Origin of the sequence: Oceanicaulis sp. MMSF_3324 (assembly GCF_030733545.1) — a bacterium.
Lineage (GTDB): Bacteria > Pseudomonadota > Alphaproteobacteria > Caulobacterales > Maricaulaceae > Oceanicaulis.
Window position 1 is genome coordinate 1 of sequence record NZ_JASHIU010000004.1, and the last position, 24500, is coordinate 24500.

General features: G+C 61.7%; 29 protein-coding genes. 13 read left to right on the forward strand and 16 right to left on the reverse strand.

The window, feature by feature from the left end; translation table 11 throughout:
* Positions 1-504: 504 nt before the first annotated feature.
* From RBA95_RS05650 to panD, 3 genes are all read left to right on the forward strand, one after another.
* Positions 505-2232 carry an ATP-dependent endonuclease gene (locus tag RBA95_RS05650; RefSeq protein ID WP_306015851.1) on the forward strand — a complete coding sequence of 576 codons (1728 nt, stop codon included), beginning with the start codon at positions 505-507 and terminating at the stop codon, positions 2230-2232.
* Positions 2225-3640, forward strand: coding sequence for a UvrD-helicase domain-containing protein (locus RBA95_RS05655; RefSeq protein ID WP_306015852.1), 1416 nt, complete (start codon positions 2225-2227; stop codon positions 3638-3640). The genes RBA95_RS05650 and RBA95_RS05655 overlap by 8 nt, the downstream gene beginning before the upstream one ends.
* 267 nt (positions 3641-3907) lie before the next feature.
* Positions 3908-4294: an aspartate 1-decarboxylase gene (panD, locus tag RBA95_RS05660; protein ID WP_306015853.1), complete on the forward strand. Its 387-nt coding sequence runs from the start codon at positions 3908-3910 to the stop codon at positions 4292-4294.
* A gap of 233 nt (positions 4295-4527) precedes the next feature.
* Here panD and RBA95_RS05665 read toward each other — a convergent pair whose 3' ends face one another.
* A complete protein-coding gene (locus RBA95_RS05665) occupies positions 4528-5196 on the reverse strand; it encodes a protein phosphatase CheZ (RefSeq protein WP_306015854.1) in 669 nt (222 codons plus the stop codon).
* 94 nt (positions 5197-5290) lie between these two features.
* Entirely contained in the window at positions 5291-5677 is a 387-nt protein-coding gene (locus tag RBA95_RS05670) for a response regulator (protein ID WP_306015855.1), read from the reverse strand.
* Positions 5678-5814: 137 nt separating this feature from the next.
* On the opposite strand from RBA95_RS05670, the gene RBA95_RS05675 reads away from it, so the two are divergent.
* The gene (locus RBA95_RS05675; RefSeq protein WP_306015856.1) at positions 5815-6255 is read left to right on the forward strand and encodes a MaoC family dehydratase; all 441 of its coding nucleotides are present in this window, start codon (positions 5815-5817) and stop codon (positions 6253-6255) included.
* Positions 6256-6258: 3 nt separating this feature from the next.
* A complete protein-coding gene (locus tag RBA95_RS05680; RefSeq protein ID WP_306015857.1) occupies positions 6259-7191 on the forward strand; it encodes a bifunctional riboflavin kinase/FAD synthetase in 933 nt (310 codons plus the stop codon).
* Between the two features lie 154 nt (positions 7192-7345).
* Here RBA95_RS05680 and rsmD read toward each other — a convergent pair whose 3' ends face one another.
* Both rsmD and RBA95_RS05690 read right to left on the reverse strand, forming a co-directional pair.
* Positions 7346-7909 carry a 16S rRNA (guanine(966)-N(2))-methyltransferase RsmD gene (rsmD, locus tag RBA95_RS05685; protein ID WP_306015858.1) on the reverse strand — a complete coding sequence of 188 codons (564 nt, stop codon included), beginning with the start codon at positions 7907-7909 and terminating at the stop codon, positions 7346-7348.
* Positions 7884-8945: a pseudouridine synthase gene (locus RBA95_RS05690; RefSeq protein WP_306015860.1), complete on the reverse strand. Its 1062-nt coding sequence runs from the start codon at positions 8943-8945 to the stop codon at positions 7884-7886. Before RBA95_RS05690 ends, rsmD begins: the two co-directional genes overlap by 26 nt.
* A gap of 86 nt (positions 8946-9031) precedes the next feature.
* On the opposite strand from RBA95_RS05690, the gene tadA reads away from it, so the two are divergent.
* Positions 9032-9499 carry a tRNA adenosine(34) deaminase TadA gene (gene tadA, locus RBA95_RS05695; RefSeq protein ID WP_371933594.1) on the forward strand — a complete coding sequence of 156 codons (468 nt, stop codon included), beginning with the start codon at positions 9032-9034 and terminating at the stop codon, positions 9497-9499.
* Here tadA and RBA95_RS05700 read toward each other — a convergent pair.
* The 4 genes from RBA95_RS05700 to RBA95_RS05715 all read right to left on the reverse strand — a co-directional run bounded on the left by RBA95_RS05700 (position 9474) and on the right by RBA95_RS05715 (position 11513).
* A complete protein-coding gene (locus RBA95_RS05700; RefSeq protein ID WP_306015862.1) occupies positions 9474-9668 on the reverse strand; it encodes a hypothetical protein in 195 nt (64 codons plus the stop codon). The genes tadA and RBA95_RS05700 overlap by 26 nt on opposite strands.
* 61 nt (positions 9669-9729) lie before the next feature.
* The gene (locus RBA95_RS05705; protein WP_306015864.1) at positions 9730-10407 is read right to left on the reverse strand and encodes a hypothetical protein; all 678 of its coding nucleotides are present in this window, start codon (positions 10405-10407) and stop codon (positions 9730-9732) included.
* Between the two features lie 52 nt (positions 10408-10459).
* Positions 10460-11041, reverse strand: a complete 582-nt coding sequence (locus tag RBA95_RS05710) for a GNAT family N-acetyltransferase (RefSeq protein ID WP_306015866.1) — start codon at positions 11039-11041, stop codon at positions 10460-10462.
* A complete protein-coding gene (locus RBA95_RS05715) occupies positions 11031-11513 on the reverse strand; it encodes a GNAT family N-acetyltransferase (RefSeq protein ID WP_306015867.1) in 483 nt (160 codons plus the stop codon). Before RBA95_RS05715 ends, RBA95_RS05710 begins: the two co-directional genes overlap by 11 nt.
* Before the next feature lie 177 nt (positions 11514-11690).
* On the opposite strand from RBA95_RS05715, the gene RBA95_RS05720 reads away from it, so the two are divergent.
* The 4 genes from RBA95_RS05720 to RBA95_RS05735 all read left to right on the forward strand — a co-directional run bounded on the left by RBA95_RS05720 (position 11691) and on the right by RBA95_RS05735 (position 14490).
* Positions 11691-12905 carry an acyl-CoA dehydrogenase family protein gene (locus RBA95_RS05720; RefSeq protein ID WP_306015869.1) on the forward strand — a complete coding sequence of 405 codons (1215 nt, stop codon included), beginning with the start codon at positions 11691-11693 and terminating at the stop codon, positions 12903-12905.
* 151 nt (positions 12906-13056) lie between these two features.
* Positions 13057-13425, forward strand: coding sequence for a hypothetical protein (locus RBA95_RS05725; protein ID WP_306015870.1), 369 nt, complete (start codon positions 13057-13059; stop codon positions 13423-13425).
* Positions 13413-14000, forward strand: a complete 588-nt coding sequence (locus RBA95_RS05730; RefSeq protein ID WP_306015871.1) for a TetR/AcrR family transcriptional regulator — start codon at positions 13413-13415, stop codon at positions 13998-14000. Before RBA95_RS05725 ends, RBA95_RS05730 begins: the two co-directional genes overlap by 13 nt.
* A 67-nt stretch (positions 14001-14067) precedes the next feature.
* Positions 14068-14490, forward strand: a complete 423-nt coding sequence (locus tag RBA95_RS05735) for a hypothetical protein (protein WP_306015872.1) — start codon at positions 14068-14070, stop codon at positions 14488-14490.
* 2 nt (positions 14491-14492) lie between these two features.
* Here RBA95_RS05735 and RBA95_RS05740 read toward each other — a convergent pair whose 3' ends face one another.
* Positions 14493-15065, reverse strand: a complete 573-nt coding sequence (locus RBA95_RS05740; protein ID WP_306015873.1) for a TetR/AcrR family transcriptional regulator — start codon at positions 15063-15065, stop codon at positions 14493-14495.
* 101 nt (positions 15066-15166) lie between these two features.
* Between RBA95_RS05740 and RBA95_RS05745 the strand changes: the two genes are divergently transcribed.
* Positions 15167-15667, forward strand: a complete 501-nt coding sequence (locus RBA95_RS05745; RefSeq protein ID WP_306015874.1) for a DoxX family protein — start codon at positions 15167-15169, stop codon at positions 15665-15667.
* Between the two features lie 129 nt (positions 15668-15796).
* Here RBA95_RS05745 and RBA95_RS05750 read toward each other — a convergent pair whose 3' ends face one another.
* The 6 genes from RBA95_RS05750 to mutL form a co-directional block, all read right to left on the reverse strand.
* On the reverse strand, positions 15797-16855 hold the full coding sequence (locus tag RBA95_RS05750) for a phosphotransferase (protein ID WP_306015875.1): 1059 nt from the start codon (positions 16853-16855) through the stop codon (positions 15797-15799).
* Positions 16842-17258 (reverse strand): hypothetical protein, encoded by a 417-nt coding sequence (locus RBA95_RS05755; RefSeq protein WP_306015877.1) that lies wholly within the window; start codon positions 17256-17258, stop codon positions 16842-16844. Before RBA95_RS05755 ends, RBA95_RS05750 begins: the two co-directional genes overlap by 14 nt.
* A complete protein-coding gene (locus RBA95_RS05760; RefSeq protein WP_306015878.1) occupies positions 17258-18553 on the reverse strand; it encodes an amidohydrolase family protein in 1296 nt (431 codons plus the stop codon). Before RBA95_RS05760 ends, RBA95_RS05755 begins: the two co-directional genes overlap by 1 nt.
* Positions 18554-18706: 153 nt before the next feature.
* Positions 18707-19243, reverse strand: coding sequence for a DUF3035 domain-containing protein (locus RBA95_RS05765; protein WP_306015880.1), 537 nt, complete (start codon positions 19241-19243; stop codon positions 18707-18709).
* A 90-nt stretch (positions 19244-19333) separates the two neighbouring features.
* Entirely contained in the window at positions 19334-19843 is a 510-nt protein-coding gene (gene lspA, locus RBA95_RS05770) for a signal peptidase II (protein WP_306015881.1), read from the reverse strand.
* Between the two features lie 322 nt (positions 19844-20165).
* Positions 20166-22082: a DNA mismatch repair endonuclease MutL gene (mutL, locus tag RBA95_RS05775; protein WP_306015882.1), complete on the reverse strand. Its 1917-nt coding sequence runs from the start codon at positions 22080-22082 to the stop codon at positions 20166-20168.
* 92 nt (positions 22083-22174) lie between these two features.
* Here mutL and RBA95_RS05780 point away from each other — a divergent pair, with 92 nt between their 5' ends.
* Together RBA95_RS05780 and RBA95_RS05785 are read left to right on the forward strand one after the other, a co-directional pair.
* Complete coding sequence (locus RBA95_RS05780) at positions 22175-22435, forward strand: DUF2093 domain-containing protein (RefSeq protein WP_306015884.1); 261 nt, start codon at positions 22175-22177, stop codon at positions 22433-22435.
* A gap of 10 nt (positions 22436-22445) precedes the next feature.
* A complete protein-coding gene (locus RBA95_RS05785; protein WP_306015885.1) occupies positions 22446-23312 on the forward strand; it encodes a M23 family metallopeptidase in 867 nt (288 codons plus the stop codon).
* Between the two features lie 257 nt (positions 23313-23569).
* Here RBA95_RS05785 and RBA95_RS05790 read toward each other — a convergent pair whose 3' ends face one another.
* Complete coding sequence (locus RBA95_RS05790; RefSeq protein ID WP_306015887.1) at positions 23570-24499, reverse strand: lysophospholipid acyltransferase family protein; 930 nt, start codon at positions 24497-24499, stop codon at positions 23570-23572.
* Between the last annotated feature and the right edge of the window lies 1 nt (position 24500).

Genomic DNA, 24500 nt, shown 5'->3' on the forward strand with positions numbered 1-24500 from the left:
CCCCCCCGCCTCGCCCACGCCTTAAAACCCTGAGAAAGAACCGCGCGGAGTCTAGGCGCGGTTGCGGGGAGGGGGATTAGGGGCGGGTTGAGGCGCTCGCCGCTTCCAGTTTGTGCCTCTTTCCCCGCGAAGGCGGGGACCCAGAGATCATCCAGCGCCGCGCACCCGGCTCTGGACCCCGGACGGAGTTTACCCTCAACTCGATTGGGGGCCGGGGAAGAGAAGAATACCTCGGTCCTCGGACTTGCCTGCCCCGGACTCGATCAGGGGATCCGGGGACCCATGCCCAGCCGAGCCGCCGCATGGGCCTCCGGGTCTAGCCCGAAGGCCGAGAGGCTGGGTGCACTCTTACCAACGTTATACCCGGCATCCCGGCATTGAGCAGGGATGATGTTTGAGGTCTCACGGTTCCTGCGGCAGATCCCGTGGTATAAAAAATCTCTAGGTTGTAGTGATGCTGTCGTCGTAGCTTAATTGCTAAAACCCCAAATGTAAAAGCGTGCGATGGAAATGGCGAAAATTCGATATTTAAAAATCCAAAATTTTCGATCAATTCAGAGATTTGAGTGGTGGCCAAACCCAGGGATCAATTGCCTAATTGGACCGGGCGATAGCGGCAAATCCACGGTAATAGATGCTATCGATCTATGTCTTGGTCCTCGTCGCACAAAAGAATTTTCAGATAGCGATTTTTTCAAACTGAATACTCAGGATCCCATTGTAATTGAAATAACAATTAGTGAATTAGAAGACACTCTAAAAAACTTTGACAAGTATGATCATTTTCTTCGTGGCGTGAGTCCTGAAGATAAAATAATAGAAGATGAAGTTGGATCAGGGCTGGAATCTGCGCTTACAGTTGTATTGAGGGTGGATTCCGACTTGGATCCTCAGTGGTCCCTCTATTCTGATCGCGCCTCTGCTGCTGGAGTTGAGAAGTCTTTGGCTTGGGGTGATCGGATCTTGCTAGCAGGCACTAGAATTGATGCCGCTAATCAATTTCATCTGTCTTGGAGGAAGGGCTCGGTTTTGGAGCGTCTATCAGACAAAAAGCCGGACACTGCAGCCAAAATAGCTGACGCCAAGCGGGCCGCTCGAGAAGCATTTAGCGATATAGCCGATGACCAATTAGACGAAACATTAGAACAAGTTGAGATTATAGCTGAAACACTAGGTGTGGATCTTGAAGTTGAGTTGCAGGCTCTCCTGAACGCACAGTCAATCTCTCTCAGTGGTGGAACGATTGCAGTGCATGATGCAGATGGCATTCCATTAGCGCGTTTAGGCCTTGGCTCCACTCGATTGCTGGTCGCAGGCTTGCTCAATGCGGCACAAAATGGCTCTGATTTGGTTCTAGTTGATGAGTTGGAGCACGGACTTGAGCCTCACCGAATTATACGTTTTCTAGGTGCTCTGGGCGCAAAGGACGGAAATAGTCCTAAGCAAGCGTTTTTTACATCGCATTCACCTGTCGTGTTGCGCGAATTGAATGCTGACCAACTATTCGTTTTAAGGAGAAGCGAAGATAGGCACCGAGCTTTATGCGCATCGATAGACGATCACTCGCAAGGCTCCGTTCGCTCTCAGCCTGAAGCCTTCCTCGCCAAACGGGTTTTGATTTGTGAGGGTGCTTCGGAAGTGGGCATGATCCGTGGCATCGAGCTTTATCGATCAGAACAAGGCGAAAAGTCACTCTTCGGTGCAGGGCTCAATCTTATTAATGCAGGCGGTTGTTCGCGATTGTACGAGCGGTCTCCTACTCTTCAATCGCTTGGCTATGCGTGCGCTAGTTTTCGCGATGATGATGTTGAGCCGGACTTAGTCCAGGAAACAATGTTCGAGGCAAATGGTGGCGCTGTTTTCAAGTGGCAGGCTGGACAAAAAATAGAGGCTGCGATCGTTCATGGGCTTCCAGCTTCTCAGCTTCTCCAATTTATAGATTGCGCAGTCGAGCTCCATGGCGAGGACCTTATCGACCAACATCTGAACGGAGCGTCAGGCGGCGATCTGTCTGTCGCTTTTTTCCGCTCTGCTATAGACGGTTCAGCAATTACCTTTGACCAGCGCGACCAGCTAATAAATGCTTGTAGCGGAAAGAAAAACCCTTGGTTTAAAAACGTTGGGGCAATGCAAGAACTGACAAAGAGGGTTATCGCTCCCCACTTTGATGAGTGTGAGGTTGCCTTCAGAAGTGTGATCAACAATATCCAAATTTGGGCGCTCGATGGCTGACGTTGCCACGATACTTTCCGCAACAAGGGGCTCAATTACTGCTCCGGCTGGGTGTGGAAAAACTCACCTATTAGTCGAGACGGTTGCTGCATATGACGGCCTATTACCTGTATTGATTTTGACCCATACTAATGCTGGTGTGGCTGCACTTAGAAATCGATTTGCAAAATTGGGCGTGGCTCCATCGAAATTCCGACTCTCAACATTGGATGGCTGGGGGCTTCGTATGCTTCACGCCTTTCCAATGCGCTCAGGAATAGACTCAAGACATCTTCTTTTGAAGTCTCCCAAGTATGATTATCCAGCAATGCGTGAGGGGGTATTGAATATTCTCCGAGGGCAGCACTTGAATGATTTGCTTAATTCAAACTATTCAATGCTAATAGTAGATGAATACCAAGATTGTTCGCCCGCGCAGCATGAAACGGTCGTTCTTCTTGCTGAACAATTAAAAACCGTTGTCCTAGGGGATCCACTTCAAGCAATTTTCGATTTCACGCCCGAAGGTGTGGTCGATTGGGAGCATGATGTATCCGAGGCATTTCCAGAGATCGGGACGTTAGATCGGCCTTGGAGGTGGGTCTTGGCAGGCAATGAGGAACTAGGTGCTTGGCTGCTTGAAGTCAGACGAGAGTTGCTCAAAGGTAATAAGATTGATCTGAGAAACTCTCCTGATTGCGTCGAGTGGGTACAGCTATGTGGTGACTCTGAAGATAGAGAGAGACGACTCAGAGCTGCCAATACTCGCCCACAAACCAAAGGAGGCGGGAGTCTGATCATGGCAAAGTGGCCGCAAGACCAATCTCGGTTTGCTAGGGAAATTCCTGGTGCAACAAAAGTCGAAAATACTGACTTAAGTGATCTCGCCAATTTCGCTGAAAGCTTCAACCCGGCGGCCAAAGGTGCCGCAGGATCTCTTTTGGAATTAGCAACAACAATGATGACTGGTGTCGATCGAAGCGCGCTTGCGGCACGCATAAAATCAATAAGTGACAAGACCAATAGGAATCCGCCATCGGACCTTGAGCTTGCTATTATCGATTTTCTCAAAAGCCCTTCATACGGAAAAGGCGCGGGCATTCTTTCAGAATGCTCGCGACAAGGCGGAACACGTGTTTTTAGGCAGGAAATGCTAAGAGCTGCTATTGAAGTTCTAAACCGCGCTGAAATGTCAGGCGGGAAGGCCTTAAATGAATTATTCGTAGAGCTGCGTGATAAGGCACGAATACGTGGTCGAGCTATTCCTACCAAGGCCGTAGGAAGCACACTGTTATTCAAGGGGCTTGAGGCTGAGGTATCGATTATCTTGGAACCGGAGGCTATGGAGCATGAGCGCGACCTTTACGTCGCACTCACCCGAGGGTCAAAAAAGCTTGTCGTTTGTTCCAAAACACCATTACTTCCTTAATAGGGAAAAATTCTCAGCCCCCCCCCAGTTTGAGATTACATGCGCCCTGCCACACCCCTGAGCAGACCCTCAATACACTTCCTTCGCCCCCTCAAGGCTGGGCTTGAGCCAGTCTTGCAGTTCGGGGGATAGCAAGGGACAAACACCCCCTACCCAAACGTCCCCTTAAGCCCCATATGACAAATATGTCAGTGCGAGATGGGTGTTTTTTCTCTCGCGATAGAGTATACCGCACTGCAACAGACCCATTTTCATGTCGAGGGCGGAATGCAACTCACCATGATGAAGACCAAGCTTCACCGCGCCGCGGTGACGCAGGCGGACCTTCACTATGAAGGCTCCATCTCCATCGACCAGGACCTGCTGGATGCAGCCGGCATCCTGATCAATGAGCAGGTGGATGTCCTGAACATCAACAATGGCGAACGGTTCACCACCTACGCCATCTCGGCGCCGCGCGGCTCGAAAATGTTCGGCATCAACGGCGCCGCAGCACGCCTGGCCCAGCCCGGCGATCGCATCATCGTGGTGGCCTATGCGGGCATGGCGGCGGAAGAAGCGCGCCAGTTCACCCCGACGGTGGTCCTTCTGGACGAGAACAATGACGTGGTGAGCGTCGAGGAAGGCTCCGGCCGCAAGCTGGATGCAGCTTAGACGCTAACGCGCCTAAGCTTTTTGCTGGGCGCTTTTTCGAACCGTAAAACCGGTCCCCACTTTTACTGAAAAAGCGCCTGTGGGTTTTTCTGGTCGCGGTCTCGAACCGCAAAACCGGTTCCCACTTTTGCTGAGAACGCTCCGGCGTCAGATCAAACGTAAAACGCCCCGCCGGGATCCGGCGGGGCGTTTTGCATGCGCTCAGGGCGAACGCATGTATTCCTGAAAGTGGATTAGTCGAACAGGGCGTCGATGGCGTCCTGGTCCATCGCCAGCAGGTCGTCCACATTGGTCTGGTCCGTCTCCGGGCCGCCAATGGCGGGACCGTTGAGGTGGAGCTTGGCCTTGCGTTCTTCCTCGGCTTTCTCGTTGGCCGTGGCTTCGGCATCGTTCACGCCCATGGTCTGGGCGAAGCGGGCCACGCGCTCCTCGATATGCTTGAGGGAGCTGACCACCTTGGAGACGCGCTGACCGGTGAGGTCCTGGAAGGAGCACGCTTCGATGATCTTGGTCATCGCGTCGCTGACTTCCATTTTATAGGCGTCCAGATCGTCGGTTTCGCTGATCATGAGCGTTTCAGCCTCGCTCATGATGGTTTCTGTCGCCCGTTCGGTGTCCGCGATCAGCGCTTCCAGTTCGGCGCCCGCGCCCGGAAGCCGGGATTCGCGGATGTCGTTGGGGCGCAGATGCGCGATTTCATCACGGGTTTTCGCGATGTACTCGGCGATGGAGTTGAATTCCTGGTGGATCGACTTGTCCAGCGACCCGAAGAACATCTGCATCGTATCGGTGAGCTGCTGCGCCATGCGCAACACCTCGATCAGCTGCACGTTTTCGAGATCGGAAACTTTCACCGACTCCAGAGACTGGCGTACCCGTGCGGCGACTTCTGCTGCAGGCATGTCGGTTGTCCTTTCAATCCAGCCCTTTCGGGAGTTTCATCGGTCCGTCCCTAATGACGTGTTAGTCATAGGGGCGGGCGCGGCGTCCCGAGCCTTAGAAATCGCCGATAACGGCGGTCATTTTCGCTTTCAGCGTGCCGGCGTTGAACGGCTTCACGATGTAATTGTTCACACCGGCCTTTTTCGCCGCGATCACGTTCTCGGTCTTGGACTCGGCCGTGACCATGATGAAGGGGGTCGCCTTGGTCGATTCGTCTGCGCGGACTTTCTGCAACAGCTCGTAACCGGTCATCGGCTCCATGTTCCAGTCAGAGATGACCAGCCCATATTTCTTCTTCTTCATCTTCTCGAACGCTTCGGTCCCGTCCGAAGCCTCGTCCACATTCTCGAACCCGATCTGCTTGAGCAGGTTCTTGATAATGCGAACCATGGTTTTGTAATCGTCCACCACCAGGATCGGCATCGTCATTTCGACCGCCATGACCCTTCCTCCATCCAATTAACGACCCAAAAGACCCCTAAAAGCTCCACTTTAAGGGCCCCGTACGAACGAGACTGTAGACAAGCGCGGTCAAAATTCGGTTAAACACGCGCCGCAAGAGGAAAGGCGATTACACCATGAGTGAATTTGAAGGCTTCGCCATCAACGAACTGGAAGTGGGCCAGAGCGCCGAGATCACCCGGCTGGTGGACGACAATACCGTGCGCCAGTTCGCGGAAGTCTCCGGCGACTTCAACCCGCTGCATATGGACGAAGCCTATGCGGCGCGCTCGCCCTTCCGGGGCCGGATCGCCCATGGCGCGCTGGTGGCGAGCTTCATTTCCTGCGTTCTGGGCAATCATCTGCCCGGGCCGGGGGCGGTGTTCGCGGGCATGACTATGCGCTTTGAACGCCCTGTCCGGATCGGCGACACGGTCATTGCGCGCGCCACTGTCACAGACGTTGACGTGAAGGCGCGCCGGGTGAAACTCGCCTGCGTGTGTGAGGTGGAGGGTCAGACCTGCATGGAAGCGGACGCGGAAGTCATCGTGCGCAAGCGCCGCAAGAGCACGGCGTAAGGCGTGGCGGTTTATCACGGCTATTCCGACCTGCCCGAGCTGTCGCGCGGCTGTGTGGCGGCTCTGGGCAATTTTGACGGCGTGCATCGCGGCCACCGGGCCGTGATCGAGACCGCCTGCGCCTTCGCCCGGACGCTGGACGCGCCGTGCGCCGGAGCCGTGTTCAGCCCGCATCCGCGCCAGGTGTTCGCGCCCGATGCGCCGCCCTTCCTGTTGATGAGCGACACTCAGCGTGTGCGCGCCCTGAAGGCGGCGGGCGCACAAGCGGTGTTTCACATCCCGTTCTCCAAGGCCATGGCGGCGATGACGCCGGAGGTCTTTGTCCGCGACGTGCTGGCGAACGGGCTGGGGCTGAAGGGCGTGGTGACGGGCGCGGATTTCTGTTTCGGCAAGGACCGGGCGGGGGATGCGGCCGCGCTCAAGACGCTGGGCGAGACCCATGGCGTGGCGGTGAAGATCGCCGAGGCGGTCAATCTCGATGACGCGTCGGGCAAGATCTCCTCGACCAATGTCCGCAATGCGCTGCGCGAGGGTGATGCGAAGACCGCAGCAGCGCTGCTCGACCGTCCCTTCGCCATTGAGGGCGAGGTGTCCAAGGGCGATCAGCGCGGGCGCCTCCTCGGCTTTCCGACGGCGAATATCGCGCTTGGCGATTATCTGCGGCCGAAGTTCGGCGTCTACGCCGTGCGCGCGCACCTGCCCTTTGGGCAGATCGTGCCCGGCGTCGCCAATCTGGGCTCGCGGCCCACGGTGGAGGGGACCGAAGCGCGGCTGGAAGCGCACCTGTTTGACTTTAGCGGTGATCTTTACGGCCAGGTGCTGGAAGTCGAGCTGATCGACTTCATCCGTCCCGAGCAGAAGTTTGACGGCCTCGACGCGCTGAAAGCGCAGATCGCCGCCGACAGCGCCACGGCGCGGGAGATGCTGGGGGTTTAGGGAAAGAGCCAAGCCCATCCCTCTCCCCTCTCGGAGGGGAGAGGTTAGGTGAGGGGTGAGCGGCGCTTCGTCCTGCGTAGGCTTGGTAGGCTGAAACGCACCCCCTCACCCTGCCTCTCCCCCTTGTTCAAGGGGGAGAGGGGAAGCGCAGCTGTTACTCAGCCCGCTTGAAAAACCGCACCACCGTGTCGCCCGCTTCCAGCGTGTCCAGAAGCTCCCAGCCTGTCGCACTCACCTCCACGCCCTTGCGCTCTTCCAGCACGGCGATTGCGTCATCCTTCACCCAGGCGCCCTCCACAAGGCGGGCGAGGGCGGTGTCGCCCAGACCCTGCGCATAGGGCGGGTCGAGGAACACCAGATCAAAGGGCGTGCCCATATTGGCGGGCTTGGGGCCCAGATCGGTGGCGCTGCGACGGTGCAGCTTGGTGCAGCCGAACAGTTGAAGCGCGTCTACATTGGTGCGGATGGCGCCGCGGGCGGCGGGGTCGGTCTCCACAAACAGCGCAAAGCTGGCCCCACGACTGATCGCTTCCAGGCCGAGCGCGCCCGAGCCGGCGAACAGATCCATCACGCGCAGGCCGTCGAGCTCGATGCCCCAGGGGGCGTGGGTGAGCTTGTTGAAGACGCTTTCGCGCACGCGGTCGGTGGTGGGCCGGGTCTTGTCGCCCTTGGGGGCGGTGATGGCGCGGCCCTTATGAGCGCCGGCGACGATCCGCATCTTTTCTGCCTTCAGCCTTCTTGCCGCCTGACGGCTTGCCGTCAGCGCGCTTGTTGGATTTGGGTTTCTCGTTGGCCTTGGGTTTGGCCTTCGCCCAGCCCTTGCCCGATTTCGATTTGCCGCCGGCGGGCATGATGGAGTCTGCGTCCGGGCCGGACTTGGCCTTGCCGCCGGATTTCTGATGCGGGCGGTTCGCCTTGGGCTTGGCTTTCGCCGTGCCGGTGCGGGTGTCGGGCTTGGCGGTCTCGCCGGGTTTGAGCGGCTGGCCGTCGGTGTCGAGCGGGTAGAGCTTGCCCAGCTGGTCACGCAGCACGCTGAGCTTGCTTTCAGAGATGTCCCCGCGCTTGAGCGAGCCGAGCTGGAAGGGGCCATAGGCGACCCGCATCAGCCGGTTCACGGTCAGCCCGACGCTTTGCAGCACCTTCCTGACCTCGCGGTTCTTGCCTTCCTTGATGCCCACGGTCAGCCAGACATTGGCGCCCGTGCGGCGATCCACGGTCACTTCCACCGGGCCATAGACCACGCCATCCACCACCGTGCCGTTCTCGAGCTCGGCCAGCGCCTTGTCGGACGCATTGCCATAGGCGCGCACGCGATAGCGCCGCGTCCAGCCGGTGGAGGGCAGTTCGAGCACCCGCGCCAGCTCGCCATCATTGGTCAGCAACAGCAGCCCCTCGGAATTGAGATCGAGCCGCCCGACCGAGATCACCCGGCCCATATCCTGGGGCAGGGTCTGGAATACGGTTTCGCGGCCCTGAGGATCGCTGTGCGTAGTCAGAAGGCCGACGGGCTTGTGGTAACGCCAGACGCGCGTGGGCGGGCGCTGGCCGATGCTCTCGCCGTCCACACGCACATCGTCATCGGGCATGACCTTGAAAGCGGGGGTGCGCAGGATCTCGCCATTGACGCTGACCCGGCCCTTTTCGATCAGCCGTTCGGCCTCGCGCCGCGAGGCGATCCCGGCATGGGCCAGAACCTTGGCGATGCGTTCGCCGCTGTCGTCAGGCGTATCGGGGGTAGACGGGGTGTCGGTCAAAACTTGCCAGCGCTCCAGGCCAGAGGTAAGGCCCGCTCATGACGACGATTGAACCATCGCCCGAGCAGGATCGTGAAACAGGCTTTATGCGGCGAGCATTGGGTCTTGCGCAAGCCGCGGCTGCGGCGGGCGAGACGCCTGTGGGCGCTCTGATTGTTGATCCGCAGACGGATGAGGTGATCGCCGAGGCGGGCAACGCCCCCATTTCAGACTGTGATCCCACCGGCCATGCCGAGATCCGCGCCCTGCGTCTCGCCGCGCAAAAGCTGGGCAATTACCGCCTGACCGGGCTGGAGCTCTACGTCACGCTGGAGCCCTGCGCCATGTGCGCGGGCGCAATCAGCCATGCGCGCATCGGGCGGGTGGTCTATGGCGCGTCCGACCCCAAGGGCGGCGCGGTTGATCATGGCCCGCGCTTTTTTACCCAACCCACCTGCCATTGGCGGCCTGAGGTGTTGGGCGGCGTGCTGGCGGAGGAGGCGAGCGCAATGCTGAAAGCTTTCTTCCGGGCGCGGCGCAAGGCAAAGGTTAGGCCCAGCCGAACCACATCATGATGCCGCGGATCGCGCCCAGCGGGGCGAGGACCAGGTCGAAGATCAGCCACAGCCATTTGACCATCATGGCGTCGCGCACCACGGCGGTGATCCAGCCCGCCAGGGCGACCACGCCGAAACACCCGCTGCCGAAACAGCCGCCGCGTTCGCGGACCTGAATAATCATCATGGCGTCATGCTCCTCTCCCCCGACCGGCCTTCACGCCATGTCGGGGCGCCGGGCGAGCGGTTCAAGACTTGGACTTGGGCGGCTGGGGTTGAGCGGGCGTTTGTTCCGCTTCGTCTTGCTCCATGTCGAACGCTTCCACCGTGGCGTAGACCTCCGAGATGTCGGTGAAGACATAGGGGTCGCGATTGTCGCATTCGTATCCGGGCGCGAATGTGTCCGCGAGGATGCGGGCGGCGTCATTGGCGTCCGTGATCTGGCTGGCGTCCACCACATAGAGCGGGCAGGCGACCGTCTCGTAATCGTCCGGGGTGAGCGCGGTGATGACCAGCAGGTCCTGGCGCTGCATGGGCGGTTCTTCATCGGGCGCGTTGGGATCCACATCCATGGCCGGGCCTTCGCTGATATAGCGATGGATGATGGCGAAGGCGCCCTCAGAAGTGACGCGCCATTCCATGGTGTTGTGGAAATTGCCGAACAGAAGCTGGGCCGGCGGGCGATAGAATTCGGTCCGCTCGCTGCCATTGAAGGCGTAGGCAATGCCGCTGCCATGTTCGCTGGCGCGGAAGAACACGCTCCAGTTCTCATGGCCGGGACAGGCGCTTTCCCAGACTGGCTCGCCCTCCAGCTGATAGCTGGGGCAGCTGTCGATCTGCACATAGGCGCTGGACGGCTCGCTCTGGGCGAGGGCGGCGGTCGAGAAAGCGCTGGCCGCGCCAATCGCCAGAAATGTGCGAAGCATGATGTCGTCCCCTGAAAACTGCGCTCTCATAGTCATGGCTTGGGCGGGAAACTCAAGCGTTTGTCAGGCGCAACTCCAGCCCGGCCTGAACGCCGGGCCATTCTTCGGGCAGGATCGAGAAGAAGACGGTGTCGCGCCGATCCCCCCGCCAGGTGCGCGTATGACTGCGCAGCGTGCCTTCGCGGATGGCGCCCAGCTTGAGCATGGCGGCCTGGCTGCGCTCATTGAGATGGTGGGTTTTCAGCTCCACCCGTTCTGCGCCGCAGCCAAAGGCGTGTTCCAGCAAGAGCGCCTTGCAGGCCGGATTGGTCACGCCCCCGCGATAGGCCGCGCCATACCAGGTCCAGCCGATCTCCACGCGCTGATTGTCCCGATCAATCTGCAAGAACGCCGTATGGCCGGCATAGGCGCCCGTGGCCTTGGACCAGACGGCATGACTGATCTGGGTTCCGCCAGCCTGGCCTTGCAGCATCCCATCGAACCAGGGATCGAAATAGACGCCATCGCCGCGTTTGGTGGTCAGCGACCACAGCTCTTCTTCCTGGGCGAGCGGGCGCAGGGCTTCGCGGTGCGTGTCGCTGAGCGGTTCAAGGCGCACATGCGCGTTTTCAAGGGTTTGTGGATCAAGCTGCATGAGACGCGGTCAGGTCCAGGGTCATGAAGACATTGAAATCGGTCTCCTGATAACAGCCAAAGGCGGGGCAGCGTTGAAAGCCGAGCCTTTCATAAAGGGCGAGCGCCGCGTGGAAGCCGGGGGTGTTGCCCGTTTCGAGCCAGAGCGAGGCATAGCCGCGCCCGCGCGCCTCATCCAGCAAATGCTCCATCAGCGCGCGTCCGGCGCCCTTGCCGCGGGCGGCCTGGGCCACATGCATGGATTTGACCTCACCGGAGCGCGCATCCAGCGCCTTGAGGGCGACCACGCCAAGCAGGACCTCGTTCTCCCGCGCGCTCCAGAACGTGATGTCGGGCGCCTTGAGCGCGGTCACGTCGAGAAAATGGCAGGTGTCAGGCGGGGATTCCTTCAACGCGAAGTCAGCATGGGTTTGCAACAGGGCGGTCACATCGGCGCTGGCGGGATCATCCGGAGCAATCAGAAGCGAGGACATGGCGTGGCCTTTCACCCTTGAAATTGCTGCGCATGCTAGCACGCCCTGTGACGGGCGCCATTGTGACGCAGGGTTTTAAGGCTGGATTTCTGCGCGCACATGTCCATAATTAGATAAGCTCTTAAGAACTGATCGTCGGTCCCGTTCCGGATCGCCGCCAAGGGGAGGCCTGTCGCCATGAATTTTGAATACTCCGACCTGTGCAAAGACTATCTGGCGCGCGTCCGCGCCTTCATGGACGAACACATCTATCCGAACGAACCGGTCTATGCCGCCCAGATGGCCGCGTTCGGCACTGATCGCTGGCAGGTCCCGGCCATCATCGAGGAGTTGAAGGCAAAGGCCAAGAGCGCCGGTCTGTGGAATCTCTTCCTGCCTGACAGCGAAGAGGGCGCGGGCCTGTCCAATTCCGACTATGCGCCGCTGGCCGAGGAAATGGGCCGGGTGCCGTGGGCGAGCGAAGTGTTCAACTGCGCCGCGCCGGATACCGGCAATATGGAAGTCTTCGTTCGCTACGGCACTGAAGAGCACAAACAGAAATGGCTCAAGCCGCTGCTGGCGGGTGAAATCCGCTCGGCCTTCCTGATGACCGAACCGGCCGTGGCCAGCGCCGACGCCACCAATATCGAATGCCGGATCGAAAAGGATGGCGACGAGTACGTCATCAACGGCCGCAAATGGTGGAGCTCGGGCGCCGGGGATCCGCGCTGCAAGGTCTTCATCGTCATGGGCAAGACCAACCCGGACGCGGACACCCACTCCCAGCAATCCATGGTGGTCGTGCCGGCGGATGCTGAAGGCGTGACGATCGAGCGCTTCCTGCCGGTCTTCGGCTATGACGATGCGCCGCACGGCCATATGGAAATCAAGCTCGAGAATGTGCGCGTGCCGGCCTCGGCGATTTTGCTGGGCGAGGGCCGCGGCTTCGAGATCGCCCAGGGGCGGCTTGGCCCGGGCCGCATCCACCACTGCATGCGCACGATCGGCGCCGCCGAGCGGGCGCTCGAGCTGATGGTCAAGCGCCTGATGAGCCGGGAAGCCTTCGGCAAACCGATCATCAAGCATTCGGTCTGGGAAGGCCGGATCGCCCAGGCGCGCATCGAGATCGAGCAATGCCGCCTGCTGACGCTGAAAGCCGCCTGGATGATGGACACCGTGGGCAACAAGGTCGCCCGTGGCGAGATCGCCATGATCAAGGTGGCCGCGCCGCGCATGGCGCTGAAGGTGATCGACGACGCCATCCAGGCCCATGGCGGCTGTGGCGTCAGCAATGACACCCCGCTGGCCTATTCCTATGCCGGCATCCGCACCCTGCGCATGGCCGACGGCCCGGACGAGGTGCACGAGCGCACCATCTCCCGGCTGGAAGCCAAGAAATGGCTCAACGCCTGACCCCCTCTGAGACGCTTAAAGCCCCGGCCCTTGCGCCGGGGCTTTTTTGTTCAGCCGGCAAGGCGCCCTGTGCGCCCGTGCCGCACATGTCGGGCTGGCGCTTATGTCTCTTTTGGCATACCATAAGTTATGTTATGTTTTGGAGGGTGACATGAATACATGGCTGTTGGTCGCTGCGGTCTTGTCGGCGGGTATTTGCTGGCTTCATACATTCGTTGGGGGACGGCGCATTGCGCGCCCCCTGCTGACCGCGCCCCTGCCGAGCAAGCCCAAGCACACCAGTTATTTCTGCTGGCATATCGTGACCCTGGTGCTGGCGGCGCTGGGGATCATGTTCCTGTATGCCGCTGTGCAGCCTGAGGGCGTGGATGTGGCCTGGGTCGCGGTTGGACTGACCGCATCAATCGCAGTCTACGGAATCGTCATGCCGCCCAGCCTCCGGCTAAAATACACAGACCACCCGCAAGGCTGGCTCTTCGTGCCGGTGGCGATTGTGGGGGCCTGGGGGTGTCTGAGTTGAAACACGGCAAACGCTTTGGTCGAACCGACTGGCTTGACCTGGGACTGCGCCAGCTGACGCGACACGGGGCGGCGGGGCTGACGGTTGAGGCATTGTGTCAGGCGGCGGATCGCACGCGTGGCTCGCTGTATCATCACTTTACGGATCACAGCGCCTTCATCGACGCCATGATGCGGCACTGGCGCAAGCGCTATACCGAAGACATCGCTGCGCAGTCTGCGGCTCAGCCCCCGGCCGAGCAGCGCCAGGCCCTGACCGATCTGGCCGTCGCAATTGATCCGGAACTGGAAATCGCAATCCGGCGCTTCGCCCCGTCCCATCCCAACGCGTCCGACATCGTCGCGTCGGTGGACCGGATGCGTTTGGACTTCGTGATCGAGCTTTACCGGTCTTCGGGGCTCGAGGACGCGATAGCCAGGCAGATCGGCAAGATTGAATACGCCGCCTATATCGGAGCGATGACGCTCTGGCCTGAGATGACGGCGGCAGAGCGCAAGGCGCTCGATCAACGGTTCAATGAGGTGCTGGAACAGGCAGGTCTGATCCGGACCGAAACGCACGAGGATCCTTTATGACTGCACATAAAGTGATCTGTATTGCGTCGCCGCGCGTAAAGGCGAACAAGCAATCACAGAGATGAGCATGCCTGATTATCCCGCGCCCTGGATTTTCGCCGGTCTCGCCGCTCTAGTCGGTTTTGGCATGGGCCTGGCCGCCCTGATCATGCCGCGCTGGGGGCAAAGCGTGGTGCGCCTCATGCCCGATCCGCGCTGGAAAGGCGGCTGGGCGGAGTTCCGCGCCAGCTATGGCGGCGCGCTCTGCCTGCTGCATGGCGCGGTGCTGTTGACCCTCATCATGAGTTTCCAGGCCGGCGCCGGCGCGGTGATGGGCGCCAGCTTCGCCGCCAGCCTGTATTGGCTGGGCATGGTCATCGGACGCATCTGGTCCATGCTGGCGGACGCCCGGCAGGAGACGCGCACCTCCTACAACCTCATGGGCGTGGGCTTCGAGCTCGTCATGGCGGTTGCGCTGGGCGCGCCCTTCCTCAGCCATCTGGGCGGCTAGGCTCAGACCCGCGACAGGCCTTCGGCCAGCGCGCGCATGGACCAGTGCGCCGTATCGGCGCGGCTGACGGCGTCGGTGGGGCGCCTCAACGGTAATTGCGCCAGACCATGGACCAGGGACCAAGCGGCGAGGGCGGCTTTCTGACCGGTCTCGCTCTGGGGCTCCGCGTGCGCACAGCGACTGGCGGCGAGGCTCAGGCGTTCGAAACAGGCGGCGCTGGCGTCCTGATAACGTGGCAGCGTCCGGTCCAGATCGGCGTCATCACTGAACATCAGGGCGTAGAGCGCCGGTTCGGCCTCGGCGAAATCGAGATAGGCCCGGCCCATGGCGCACAGGGTGTCGATGGCGTCGGGCTCATTCGCGCTGGCGGCCAGGCGGATGTTGAGCGTTTCGAATCCCAGCGTGGCCACATGCGCCATCAGCTCGGACTTTCCCTTGAACCAGGTATAGGGGGCCGCTTCGCTGACACCGGCCTTGCGGGCGACGGCCCGCAGGCTGAGAGAGCCGCGCTCACCACTGCGGATCATGGCGTGGGCGGCGGCGATCAGCCGTGATTTCAGATCTGGTGCGCTCATCATCACTCCCTTCAGTCCCGCCCTCTTAGCACAGGCTTGCACCGGCTGGCTAACAGTGTTAGCTTGCGCCTTAACAGTGTTAGGTCGCTCGGGAGTGCGTCATGAAATTCCTGTTCCTGATGAGCCTGATTGCGGCCATCGCCTATATCCCGCAATGGATCTGGGAGGATCGCCGGAACTGGCGGCTGGCCCTGCGCCGGGGCATGGGCGCGGCCTTTGTCTATACCGGGATTGATCATTTCGTGAACGGCGCGGAGCGCTATCAGCCGATGATCCCGGACTATCTCGCGCCTTATGACTTCCACCTTGTGGAGATCACGGGCGGGCTCGAATTGATGGCGGGGATCGCGCTGCTTCTGCCGGCGCTTGCTTACCGGCGCCTGGGCCTTCCTGACCTGCGTCCGCTGGCGGGCGTCGGGCTGGCGATGATGCTAAGCGTGATGGTGATCGCGAACGCCCATGTGGCCGAAACCGGCGGAGCGGTCGCGGGGCTGGGCGGGGATGCGGCCTATTACGCGCTCAGACCGCTCTTCCAGCCCTTGATCGTGCTCTGGGCGCTGGTGGCGTCCGAAGCGGTCTGGCCGCGTGCGCAAGCGAGGTGAGGCTCTCCTATTGCTGTCATCCCCCGCGTCATGCGGGGGATCCATGCCGGTCGGCCCGATCACAGGTCACGGCATGGATTCACCAGATAAACCGGTGAATGACAGTATGAGAGGGCGGGGGGAAGGAAGTTAAGCCCCTTCGGCGATACTCCAGGCATACTCCGCCATGGGCTTGACGAGCGCGCCCATCTCCTTGGCCTTTTCGTTGGAGGCATTGCCCTGCAGCGACCGGGCGTAGACGCCCTGCACGATGCTGGTCAGGCGGAAGATATTGTAGGCGAAATAGAAGTCGAGCTTGGGGATGCCGTCCCGGCCCGTACGCTCGCAATAGGCTTTGACGTATTCCTCTTCGGTGGGAATGCCCATCGCCTTGAGATCCTGGCCCAGAAAGCCGTTGCGGATATCCTTGGGCGTGCGCCACTGCATGAGCTGGTAGGTGAAGTCCGCCAGCGGATCGCCCAGCGTGGACAGCTCCCAGTCGAGCACCGCGATGACCTTGGGCTCGGTGGGATGGAAGATCATGTTGTCCAGGCGATAATCGCCATGCACCACGCTCGTGCGCTCCTGGGCGGGGGCGTGTTCGGGCAGCCATTCGATCAGCTTGTCCATGGCAGCCACGGTTTCGGTCTCCGCCGCCTTGTACTGCTTGGACCAGCGGCCGATGGAGCGCTCGAAATAATTGCCCGGCTTGCCGTAATCGCCGAGGCCCGCAGCCTCATGGTCGATGGAGTGCAATTGGGCGAGGGTGGCGTTGGACGCGTCATAGATCGCGCCGCGCTCATCGGGGCTGAGATCGGGCAGATACGGATCCCAGAAGATCCGGCCCTCGACGAAATCCATGATGTAGAAGGCGGTGCCGATGACGCTGTCATCCTCGCACAGGCCGAACATGTGCGGGGCGGGGAAGCCCTGCTCGCCCAAGGCCTTCATCACCCGGTATTCGCGATCGACCGCGTGGGCGGAGGGAAGCAGCTTGCCCGGCGGCTTGCGGCGCAGCACATATTGCGCGCCCGGGGTGGAGAGCTTGTAGGTGGGGTTCGATTGCCCGCCCTTGAACTGCTCGATGGTCAGCGGCCCCTTAAAGCCCTCCACATGCTCGGCCATCCAGCGCTCGAGCGCAGACTGGTCAAACTTCAGCGCGTCCGCGACCGGCTTGGTGCCGGAGAAGGTATCGTCAAGTTGGGACATGGGTACTCCAGAGGGTGAATAGCGCTTCAATGCCAATGAGCGCAGCTATCACAATTATCAGAAGGACAATGGGGCCGAGGGCGAAGCCCGCAACCGAACGCCAATTCGTGCGGCTGCCTGGCTGAGCCGCGTAGGGTGAATAGATGGCGCCGCCTTGGACCTTGCCGAAGGGCGAAGGCTTCGTGGCTATGTAGAGCCCTATGCTTGAGCCAACCGCAAACAAGGCCAGGAGTCCTACAAAGAGAATGGTGTAGGCAATTGAATCGTCACCAATTTTGAACATGGTCATGATCGCGACTGCGATTAACAATAAAACGCCTAGCCCCACATGAACAGCGAAGGCGAGACCTAAGCCAAAGAGGAATGGCCGTCTCGCCGCGAATGCGTTTGCACGCTCAAACATTACTCTTCGTTCTTGCGCACCACGCCGCGGGCCATGACGAAGTCGATATCCATCAGTTCTTCGATGTTCTCGAGCGGATCGCCATTGGTCGCCACGATGTCGGCGGCGAAGCCCGGCGCGATGCGGCCGATCGTGTCCTCCAGCTGCACATGGCGTGCGCCGATGGTGGTGGCGGTGGCGAGCGCCTCCATCTCGGTCATGCCGGCTTGCGTGTAGAGCAGGAATTCGCGCGCATTGTCGCCATGGGCGGAGACGCCCGAATCGGTGCCAAAGGCGATGGTGACGCCGCCCTCATGGGCGCGGCGGACCATGTCGATCATTTGCGGGCCGACCACGCGGGCCTTGGCGGCCTGGAAGGGCGTCATCCAGCCGGCATCGGCCTGGTTGGCCACCCATTCGCCCGCCATCACGGTGGGCACCAGAACTGCGCCATTGTCGCGGAACAGGCGGATCGATTCGCGATCGAGATAGGTGCCGTGCTCGATGGAGTCGCCCCCGGCGCGCAGGAAGGCGTTGATGCCGGTCACGCCATGGGCGTGGGCGGTCACACGGCGGCCCATCATGTGCGCGGCCTCGACAATGGCTTCGAGCTCTTCCTGGAAGAATTGCTGTTCGACGCCGGCGCCGGTGGAGGACAGAACCCCGCCCGTGGCGGTGATCTTGATCACGTCCGCGCCTTCCTGGACCAGCTGGCGGGTGGCGCGCGCACAATCGGCCGCGCCGTTACAGGCATAGGGGCTGCCGCTTTCGCGGAGCACCTGAACGCTCCAGCCATTGGCGTCGCCATGTCCGCCTGTGGGCGTCACCGCGCCGCCGGCGATGCGCAGGCGCGGCCCGACAATGTCGCCCGCTTCCACGCCATCACGCAGGGCGCGGACCGCTTCGATATCGCCGCCCACATCCTGAACCGTGGTGAACCCCGCCATCAGGGTGCGCTGGCCATACATCACGCCATCAATGGTGCGGTCCGCCGTGCCTTCGGTGAAGGCGGAGATGCGGCGGCCGGCGCCTTGCTGGTTGGTGATGTGCACATGGGCGTCGATGAAGCCGGGCATCACCCAGGCGTTCGACAGGTCGACAAGCTCTGCGCCCTCGGGGCTGACAAAGCCGTCTTCAATGGCTTCGATCTCATCCCCGCGGACCAGAATCGACACCTCTTCGCGAACCCGTTCTTCTCCCGGTGCGGCAATCAGATGGCCGGCATGGATGACGGTCAGCGGCTCGGCGTCCTGCGCCAGAGCGCTGGCGGGCGCGAGCGCGGCGACCGCGCCGAGCGCAGCAATCGTGCGGATCATAAGTCTTCTCCCCTTTTGCTCTTCAGAGCTTAACCGCAAAAGTGTCCGGCAAAGGGGCGAGTGTCAAACCTCAAACGTCATCAAGGACGGTGTGCGCCATGCAAAACGCCCGGCGCGAGGGCCGGGCGTTTCAGTCTTGAATGTCCGCGTGGATCAAAGGCCGGGCAGCTTGCGGCGCGTATTACGCCGACGCTCGATCTCGACATCGCCGCCGCCGGTGACGGTTTCAATGGCGGCGGTTTCCTCTTCCGGGTCGATGGGCTGGCCGCCCTGGCGGATGATGCGCTCATTGTCGCGCCAGAACAGGATGCGGTTGGCGAAGCTCTCATCCTTGCGGATCAGCGCCGCGCTCTCGCCATCGATGATGGCGCGCACATTGGGGTTGGCGTCAGCCGCGCCAGCGCGTGAGGCGAACAGGATTTCCGCATCGGTGGCGTTCGACGAGCTCAGATCGCCGAACAGGGCGCGGCGCGCCTGCTGGTCCTGGAACATGTCTTCGGCGCGCAGCTCACCCGGACGCGGCGGGGTGAGGTTGTATTCGGGCGGCACCGACAGCGGCGCAATCGTTACGACGCGGAACTCGTCCGGCGTGGTCTTGTCCACGCCAAGCGCCTGACGGACGCCGGAATTGCAGCCGGTCAACGCAATCAGGGCGGTGGCGGAAAGGATCAGGGCGGTGCGCATACGCATGGTCGAAAGCTCGCTTTCAGAGGCGGTTCTCACCGCTTGTATCAGACTGGCGCACGCTCTGGCCAGAGGCCGGGCGCCGCGCGAAACGGTTTAGCGGTCCCCGTTTAGAACCAGATCGAGGACCATGGCCGCGACGCCCACGCAGATGCCGGCGTCCGCCACGTTGAACACATAGGGAAAATACAGCCCCGAGAAGTCGAAAAAGTCCACGACCGCGCCGTAGATGAAGCGGTCGATGACATTGCCGATGGCGCCCCCGATGATCAGGCCGAAGGCCAGCGCCTGCAGACGCCGGGTGGTCTGGAACATCCACACCACCAAGAGCCCGGCGATGGCCAGCGACACGGCGGCCAGGATATAGCGCTGGATGTCGCTATTGGCCTGGAAAAGCCCGAAGCTGACCCCGTAATTCCATACCATGGTCAGGTTGAACCAGGGATCGAGAACCTGGACCTGTTGCGGCGTGCGGCCATCGAGATCAAGCCCGTACAGGATCCAGTATTTGCTGGCCTGATCGGCGATCAGCACGAACACGGCGATGATAAAGCCGAAAATCGTGAACGATCCGGCGGGGCGCCGTCGCGCGAACATTCGCTGCATGATCAAGTCCCTGCATTCCCTCTTCGAAAAGGCTTAGCAGGGCCCGCCCCGCCCGGTCCAGTGAAAGCGCCGCAATCTGGCTGCGACAGAGTGTGGGGCAATTGTATTCCCGGGCGAGCATCGCGAAGACCCGGGACCTCTTTGCGCTATAAGCGCCTTATTCTGATGGAGGCCCAGGCTCTGCGCTCCGCTTGGCCGGGGGTTCGGCTTCTAGAACTGTCATTCACCGGTTTATCCGGTGAGACCATGCCGTGACCTGTGATCAGAGCAACCGGAATGGATCTCCCGCATGAAGCAGGAGATGACAGGGTAGAGGGCCCTCCTATCGCCGCCCGAACAACCGTTCTATGTCCGCCAGTTTCAACTCCACATAGGTGGGGCGGCCGTGATTGCATTGCCCCGAATGGGGGGTGGCTTCCATCTCGCGCAACAGGGCGTTCATTTCATCGCCGGTCAGGCGTCGGCCCGCGCGCACCGAGCCGTGGCACGCCATGGTGCCGACTACCTCCTCGAGCTTTTCCTTCAGCGACAGCGCTTCGTCATATTCGGCGATCTCGTCGGCGAGATCCCGGATCAGGCCCTGCACATCGAGACGTTTGAGAAGGGCGGGCGTTTCTCTGACCGCCAGCGCGCCGGGCCCGAAGGGTTCGATCACAAGGCCCAGCTCGGCCAGCTGGTCGGCGCGGTCGAGCACGCGGCGCGCCTCGGCTTCATCGAGCTCGACAATTTCGGGCACGAGCAGCGCCTGCTTGGCGACGCCGCTGGCGGCGAGCTGTTTCTTCATGCGCTCGTAAACGAGGCGCTCATGGGCGGCGTGCTGGTCCACGATGATGAGCCCGTCCTCGGTCTGGGCGATCACATAGGTGGCGTGCACCTGCGCCCGCGCCACACCCAGCGGGTAGTCAGGCGTCGGGGCCTCCGCCTCTGGCGCGCCCTGGGTGGGTTCGCCGCCATAGGAGGGCTCGGTGCGCGCGGACATGCCCGGCGCCAGATCGCTGCGCTCATATTGGGACGGCTCGGATTGGGACTCCCCATAGCCATAGCCGGACATGTCGTGATGTTCGCTGAGCTGGTTTTCCCAGGCGGGGGAGGGGCGGTTCGCCCAACCGCTGGAGATCGAGCTGCCGCGGGTCAGGGGCAGGGCCTGGCTGGGCGCGCCTTCGGGGCGGGCGCGGCCGAGCGCATATCCGGCGACAGTGGTGGAGGCGCGATGGCCGGCCCCCGCCAGCGCATGGCGCAAGGCGCCGACGATCAGGCCGCGCACCAGAGCGGAATCGCGAAAGCGCACCTCGGCCTTGGCCGGGTGGACGTTCACATCCACATGGTCGGACGGCAGGTCCACATAGAGCGCCACCACCGGGTGCCGATCGCGCGCGAGAAAGTCCTGATAGGCGCCGCGCACCGCGCCGACGATCAACTTGTCCTTGACCGGGCGGCCATTGACGAACAGGAACTGGTGCTGGTTCGAACCGCGATTATAGGTGGGCAGGCTGGCGAGCCCGGTCAGGTGCACGCCCTCGCGCTCCTGATCGATGACCAGCGCGTTCTCGCCAAAGTCGGCCCCCAGGATCGAGGACAGGCGCCCGCGCCGCGCCTCATCGCGATCATCGGTCGTCTCGGCGGGGGCGGAGACGCGCGAGCGGCCATCCACGGACAGGAAGAATCCCACATCGGGACGCGCCAGGGCGAGACGCTTGATCACATCGGCCACGGCGGTGCTTTCCGCGCGCTCGGATTTTAGAAATTTCAGGCGCGCCGGCGTGGCGTAAAACAGATCGCACACCTCCACCCGCGTGCCGCGCCGGCCCAACGAGGGCGCCGGACGGGGCCCGGCCTTCACGCCGCCCTCGACCGAAAGCTCCCAGGCTTCGCCCAGCTCCTGGTTCTGGGTGCAGATCGTCAGCCGCGCGACCGAGCCGATGGAGGGCAGGGCCTCGCCGCGAAAGCCCATGGAATGGATGTTCAGAAGATCGTCCTGACCATCCTCGCCCACGGGCAGTTTGGAGGTGGCGTGCCGTTCGATCGCGGTTTCCAGCCCTTCGGCATCCATGCCCGAGCCGTCATCCTCGATGACGATGCGGGTCAGCCCGCCGCCCTCAATGCGGATGTCGATCCGGCGCGCGCCGGCGTCCAGTGCGTTCTCCACCAGCTCCTTGACGGCGCTGGCGGGGCGCTCGACCACTTCGCCGGCGGCGATGCGGTTGACGGTTTCGGGGGACAGGCGACGAATGAGGGTCATGAAACCAAACTCGCGAGCGGGTGTGAGTCGGTCAAGCCGCACCGCTGTTTGCCGGGTTCCGCTGGGCGCTGGAGACGTGGTAGGAAAGCGTCATGACCGATACAGATCTTTCCTCCTTTGACCGTGATTTCAGCGGGGAAGCCGAACTTGAGTACGGCGATGCTGACTTCATGATCCTCAAGCCCGGCGCGTTCGTGAAATGCGCGGTGACGGGCGAGAGCATTGCGCTCAACAATCTGCGTTACTGGTCCGCCGAGCTTCAGGAAGCGTATCTGGACGCCAACGCCGCCACCCAACGCTGGCGCGAGGTCTATCAGGGCCCCGGCGCCGCCAAGCAGCAAAAACCTCGTTAGGACAGCTCCCATGGTTCTGATCGCCGCGCTCGCCCTTGTCCAAGCCGTCGCTGCTGCGCCGGAGGGCGCGGCTGATCCCATGGCGGCCCTGATCGCAGAGACGGCGCCCGCCGCCGCCCCGATCAACTGCGCCGGAACCCATCGCCAGGGCGCGATGATCGTTTGCCGCACGCGGCCGGGCGCTGAGGTGACGCTGGGCGATATCAGTGTCGAGGCGGATGACGAGGGCTGGGTCGTGCTGGGCCATGACCGGGATGCCGAGGCGCAGACCATGCTCGCCGTGGCGCTGCCCGATGGCCGCTATGAAGAGACGGTCAGCGTCCAGCAGCGCGAATACGACATCCAGCGCATCGAGGGCGTGCCCCAGGAATATGTCACCCCGCCGGAAGAGGTGCTCGAGCGCATCCGCGCCGAAGGCCGGGTCAAGCGCAACGCCTATACCTCCCGCTGGACGGGGGATGGCTTCGCCAGCGCCTTCATCATGCCGGTCGAAGGTCGCCTGACCGGCGTTTACGGCAGCCAGCGCTATTACAATGGCGAACCGCGCCGGCCTCACTATGGCATCGATATCGCAGCGCCCGGCGGCACGCGGGTGATCGCGCCCGCCGCCGGCGTGGTCACGCTGGCCGATCCCGACATGTATTATGAAGGCGGGCTGGTCTTCATCGATCACGGCCAGGGCCTGACCAGCGCTTTTCTGCATCTGGGCGCTGTGAACGTGGAAGTCGGTCAGGAAGTCGCGCAAGGCGAGGTGATCGGTGAGGTCGGCTCAGGCGGTCGCTCCACCGGCGCACACCTTGATTGGCGCATCAAATGGCACAATCGCTATATCGACCCCGCCGAAGCGCTCGCGGTGGATCCGAGCGGCTTGCGGTAGGGTTTTATCTCTTTCCCGGCGTTCGCCGGGATGACGATCTCTAATCTCTCACATTTGTCATCCCCCGCGTAATGCGAGGGATCCATGACGGTCGCTTGGATCGTAAATCACGGCATGGATTCACCGGATAAACCGGTGAATGACATTTTGAGAGAGTGAAACCCCGGCCAAGCGCAGCGCTGAGCCGGGGCCTCCATCAGGATTAAGCGCTATTTGCGGAGACAGGTCCCGGGTCTTGGCGTTGCTCGCCCGGGACTTCAGCTTCTTGGGGCTTTCGCCTCCGGCTTCGCCTTTTTGTAGAGCGGCTTTTCAAAGCGGCGGTGCACCCAGAACCATTGGCTGGGGGCTTCCTTGATACGGTCTTCCATGAAGCGATTGATCGTCGTGACGACCTCAAGGATCGCGTCCGCATCCTTGCCCTCGGGACGCGGCAGCGGTTCGTGGATGGTCACCTTGAAGCGCGCGCCATCCTTGCGCCGGATCGACATGGGCACGAGCGGGCAGTCATAGCGCAGGGCCATGCGCGCGGGGCCGGGGGCGGTCATCGCCATGCGGCCAAAGAAGGGCGCGGCGATGCCGTCATTCATCTTCTGATCGTTCATCAGCGCCACGGACGCGCCCGATTTGAGCGCCTGCATCAATTCCTTGGCGCCATGCCCGCCCTTGGGGGCGAGGATGTTGATGCCATAGGCCTTGCGCTGGTCGATGATGCGCTGGTCGATCAGCGGATTGTTGGCGTGACGATAGGTGATCCGGCAATCTTTCATCTGCCGCACGATCACCGCCGCCATCAATTCCCAGTTCGCAAAATGCCCGCCGATCAGCACCGCGGGCCGTCCCTGACGATCAAGCTCGGCCAGGATGTCCGCGCCTTCGACCTCGATCTGATCGCTATCGGGGCTGAAATCAAAACGGTGGGTGTTGGGGAACTCGCCAACGAGCCGCCCGAAATTGTCCCACATGGCGTCCAGCAGCCCATCCAGCTCGCGCTCGGACGCTTCGGGGAAGGCGATCTGCATGTTCACGCGCGCCACGTGATGCACCGAGACTTTCGGACCCAGCGTGCGCAGGAGCTTGGCGCCGTAATCGGAGGCGCGCTCGAGCCCCATGGAGCGGAACAGGCCCTGATAGGCGTCCCAGCCAAGCGCTTCGGCCCGGAAGCCGATGGATTTCATGAGATCGGACATG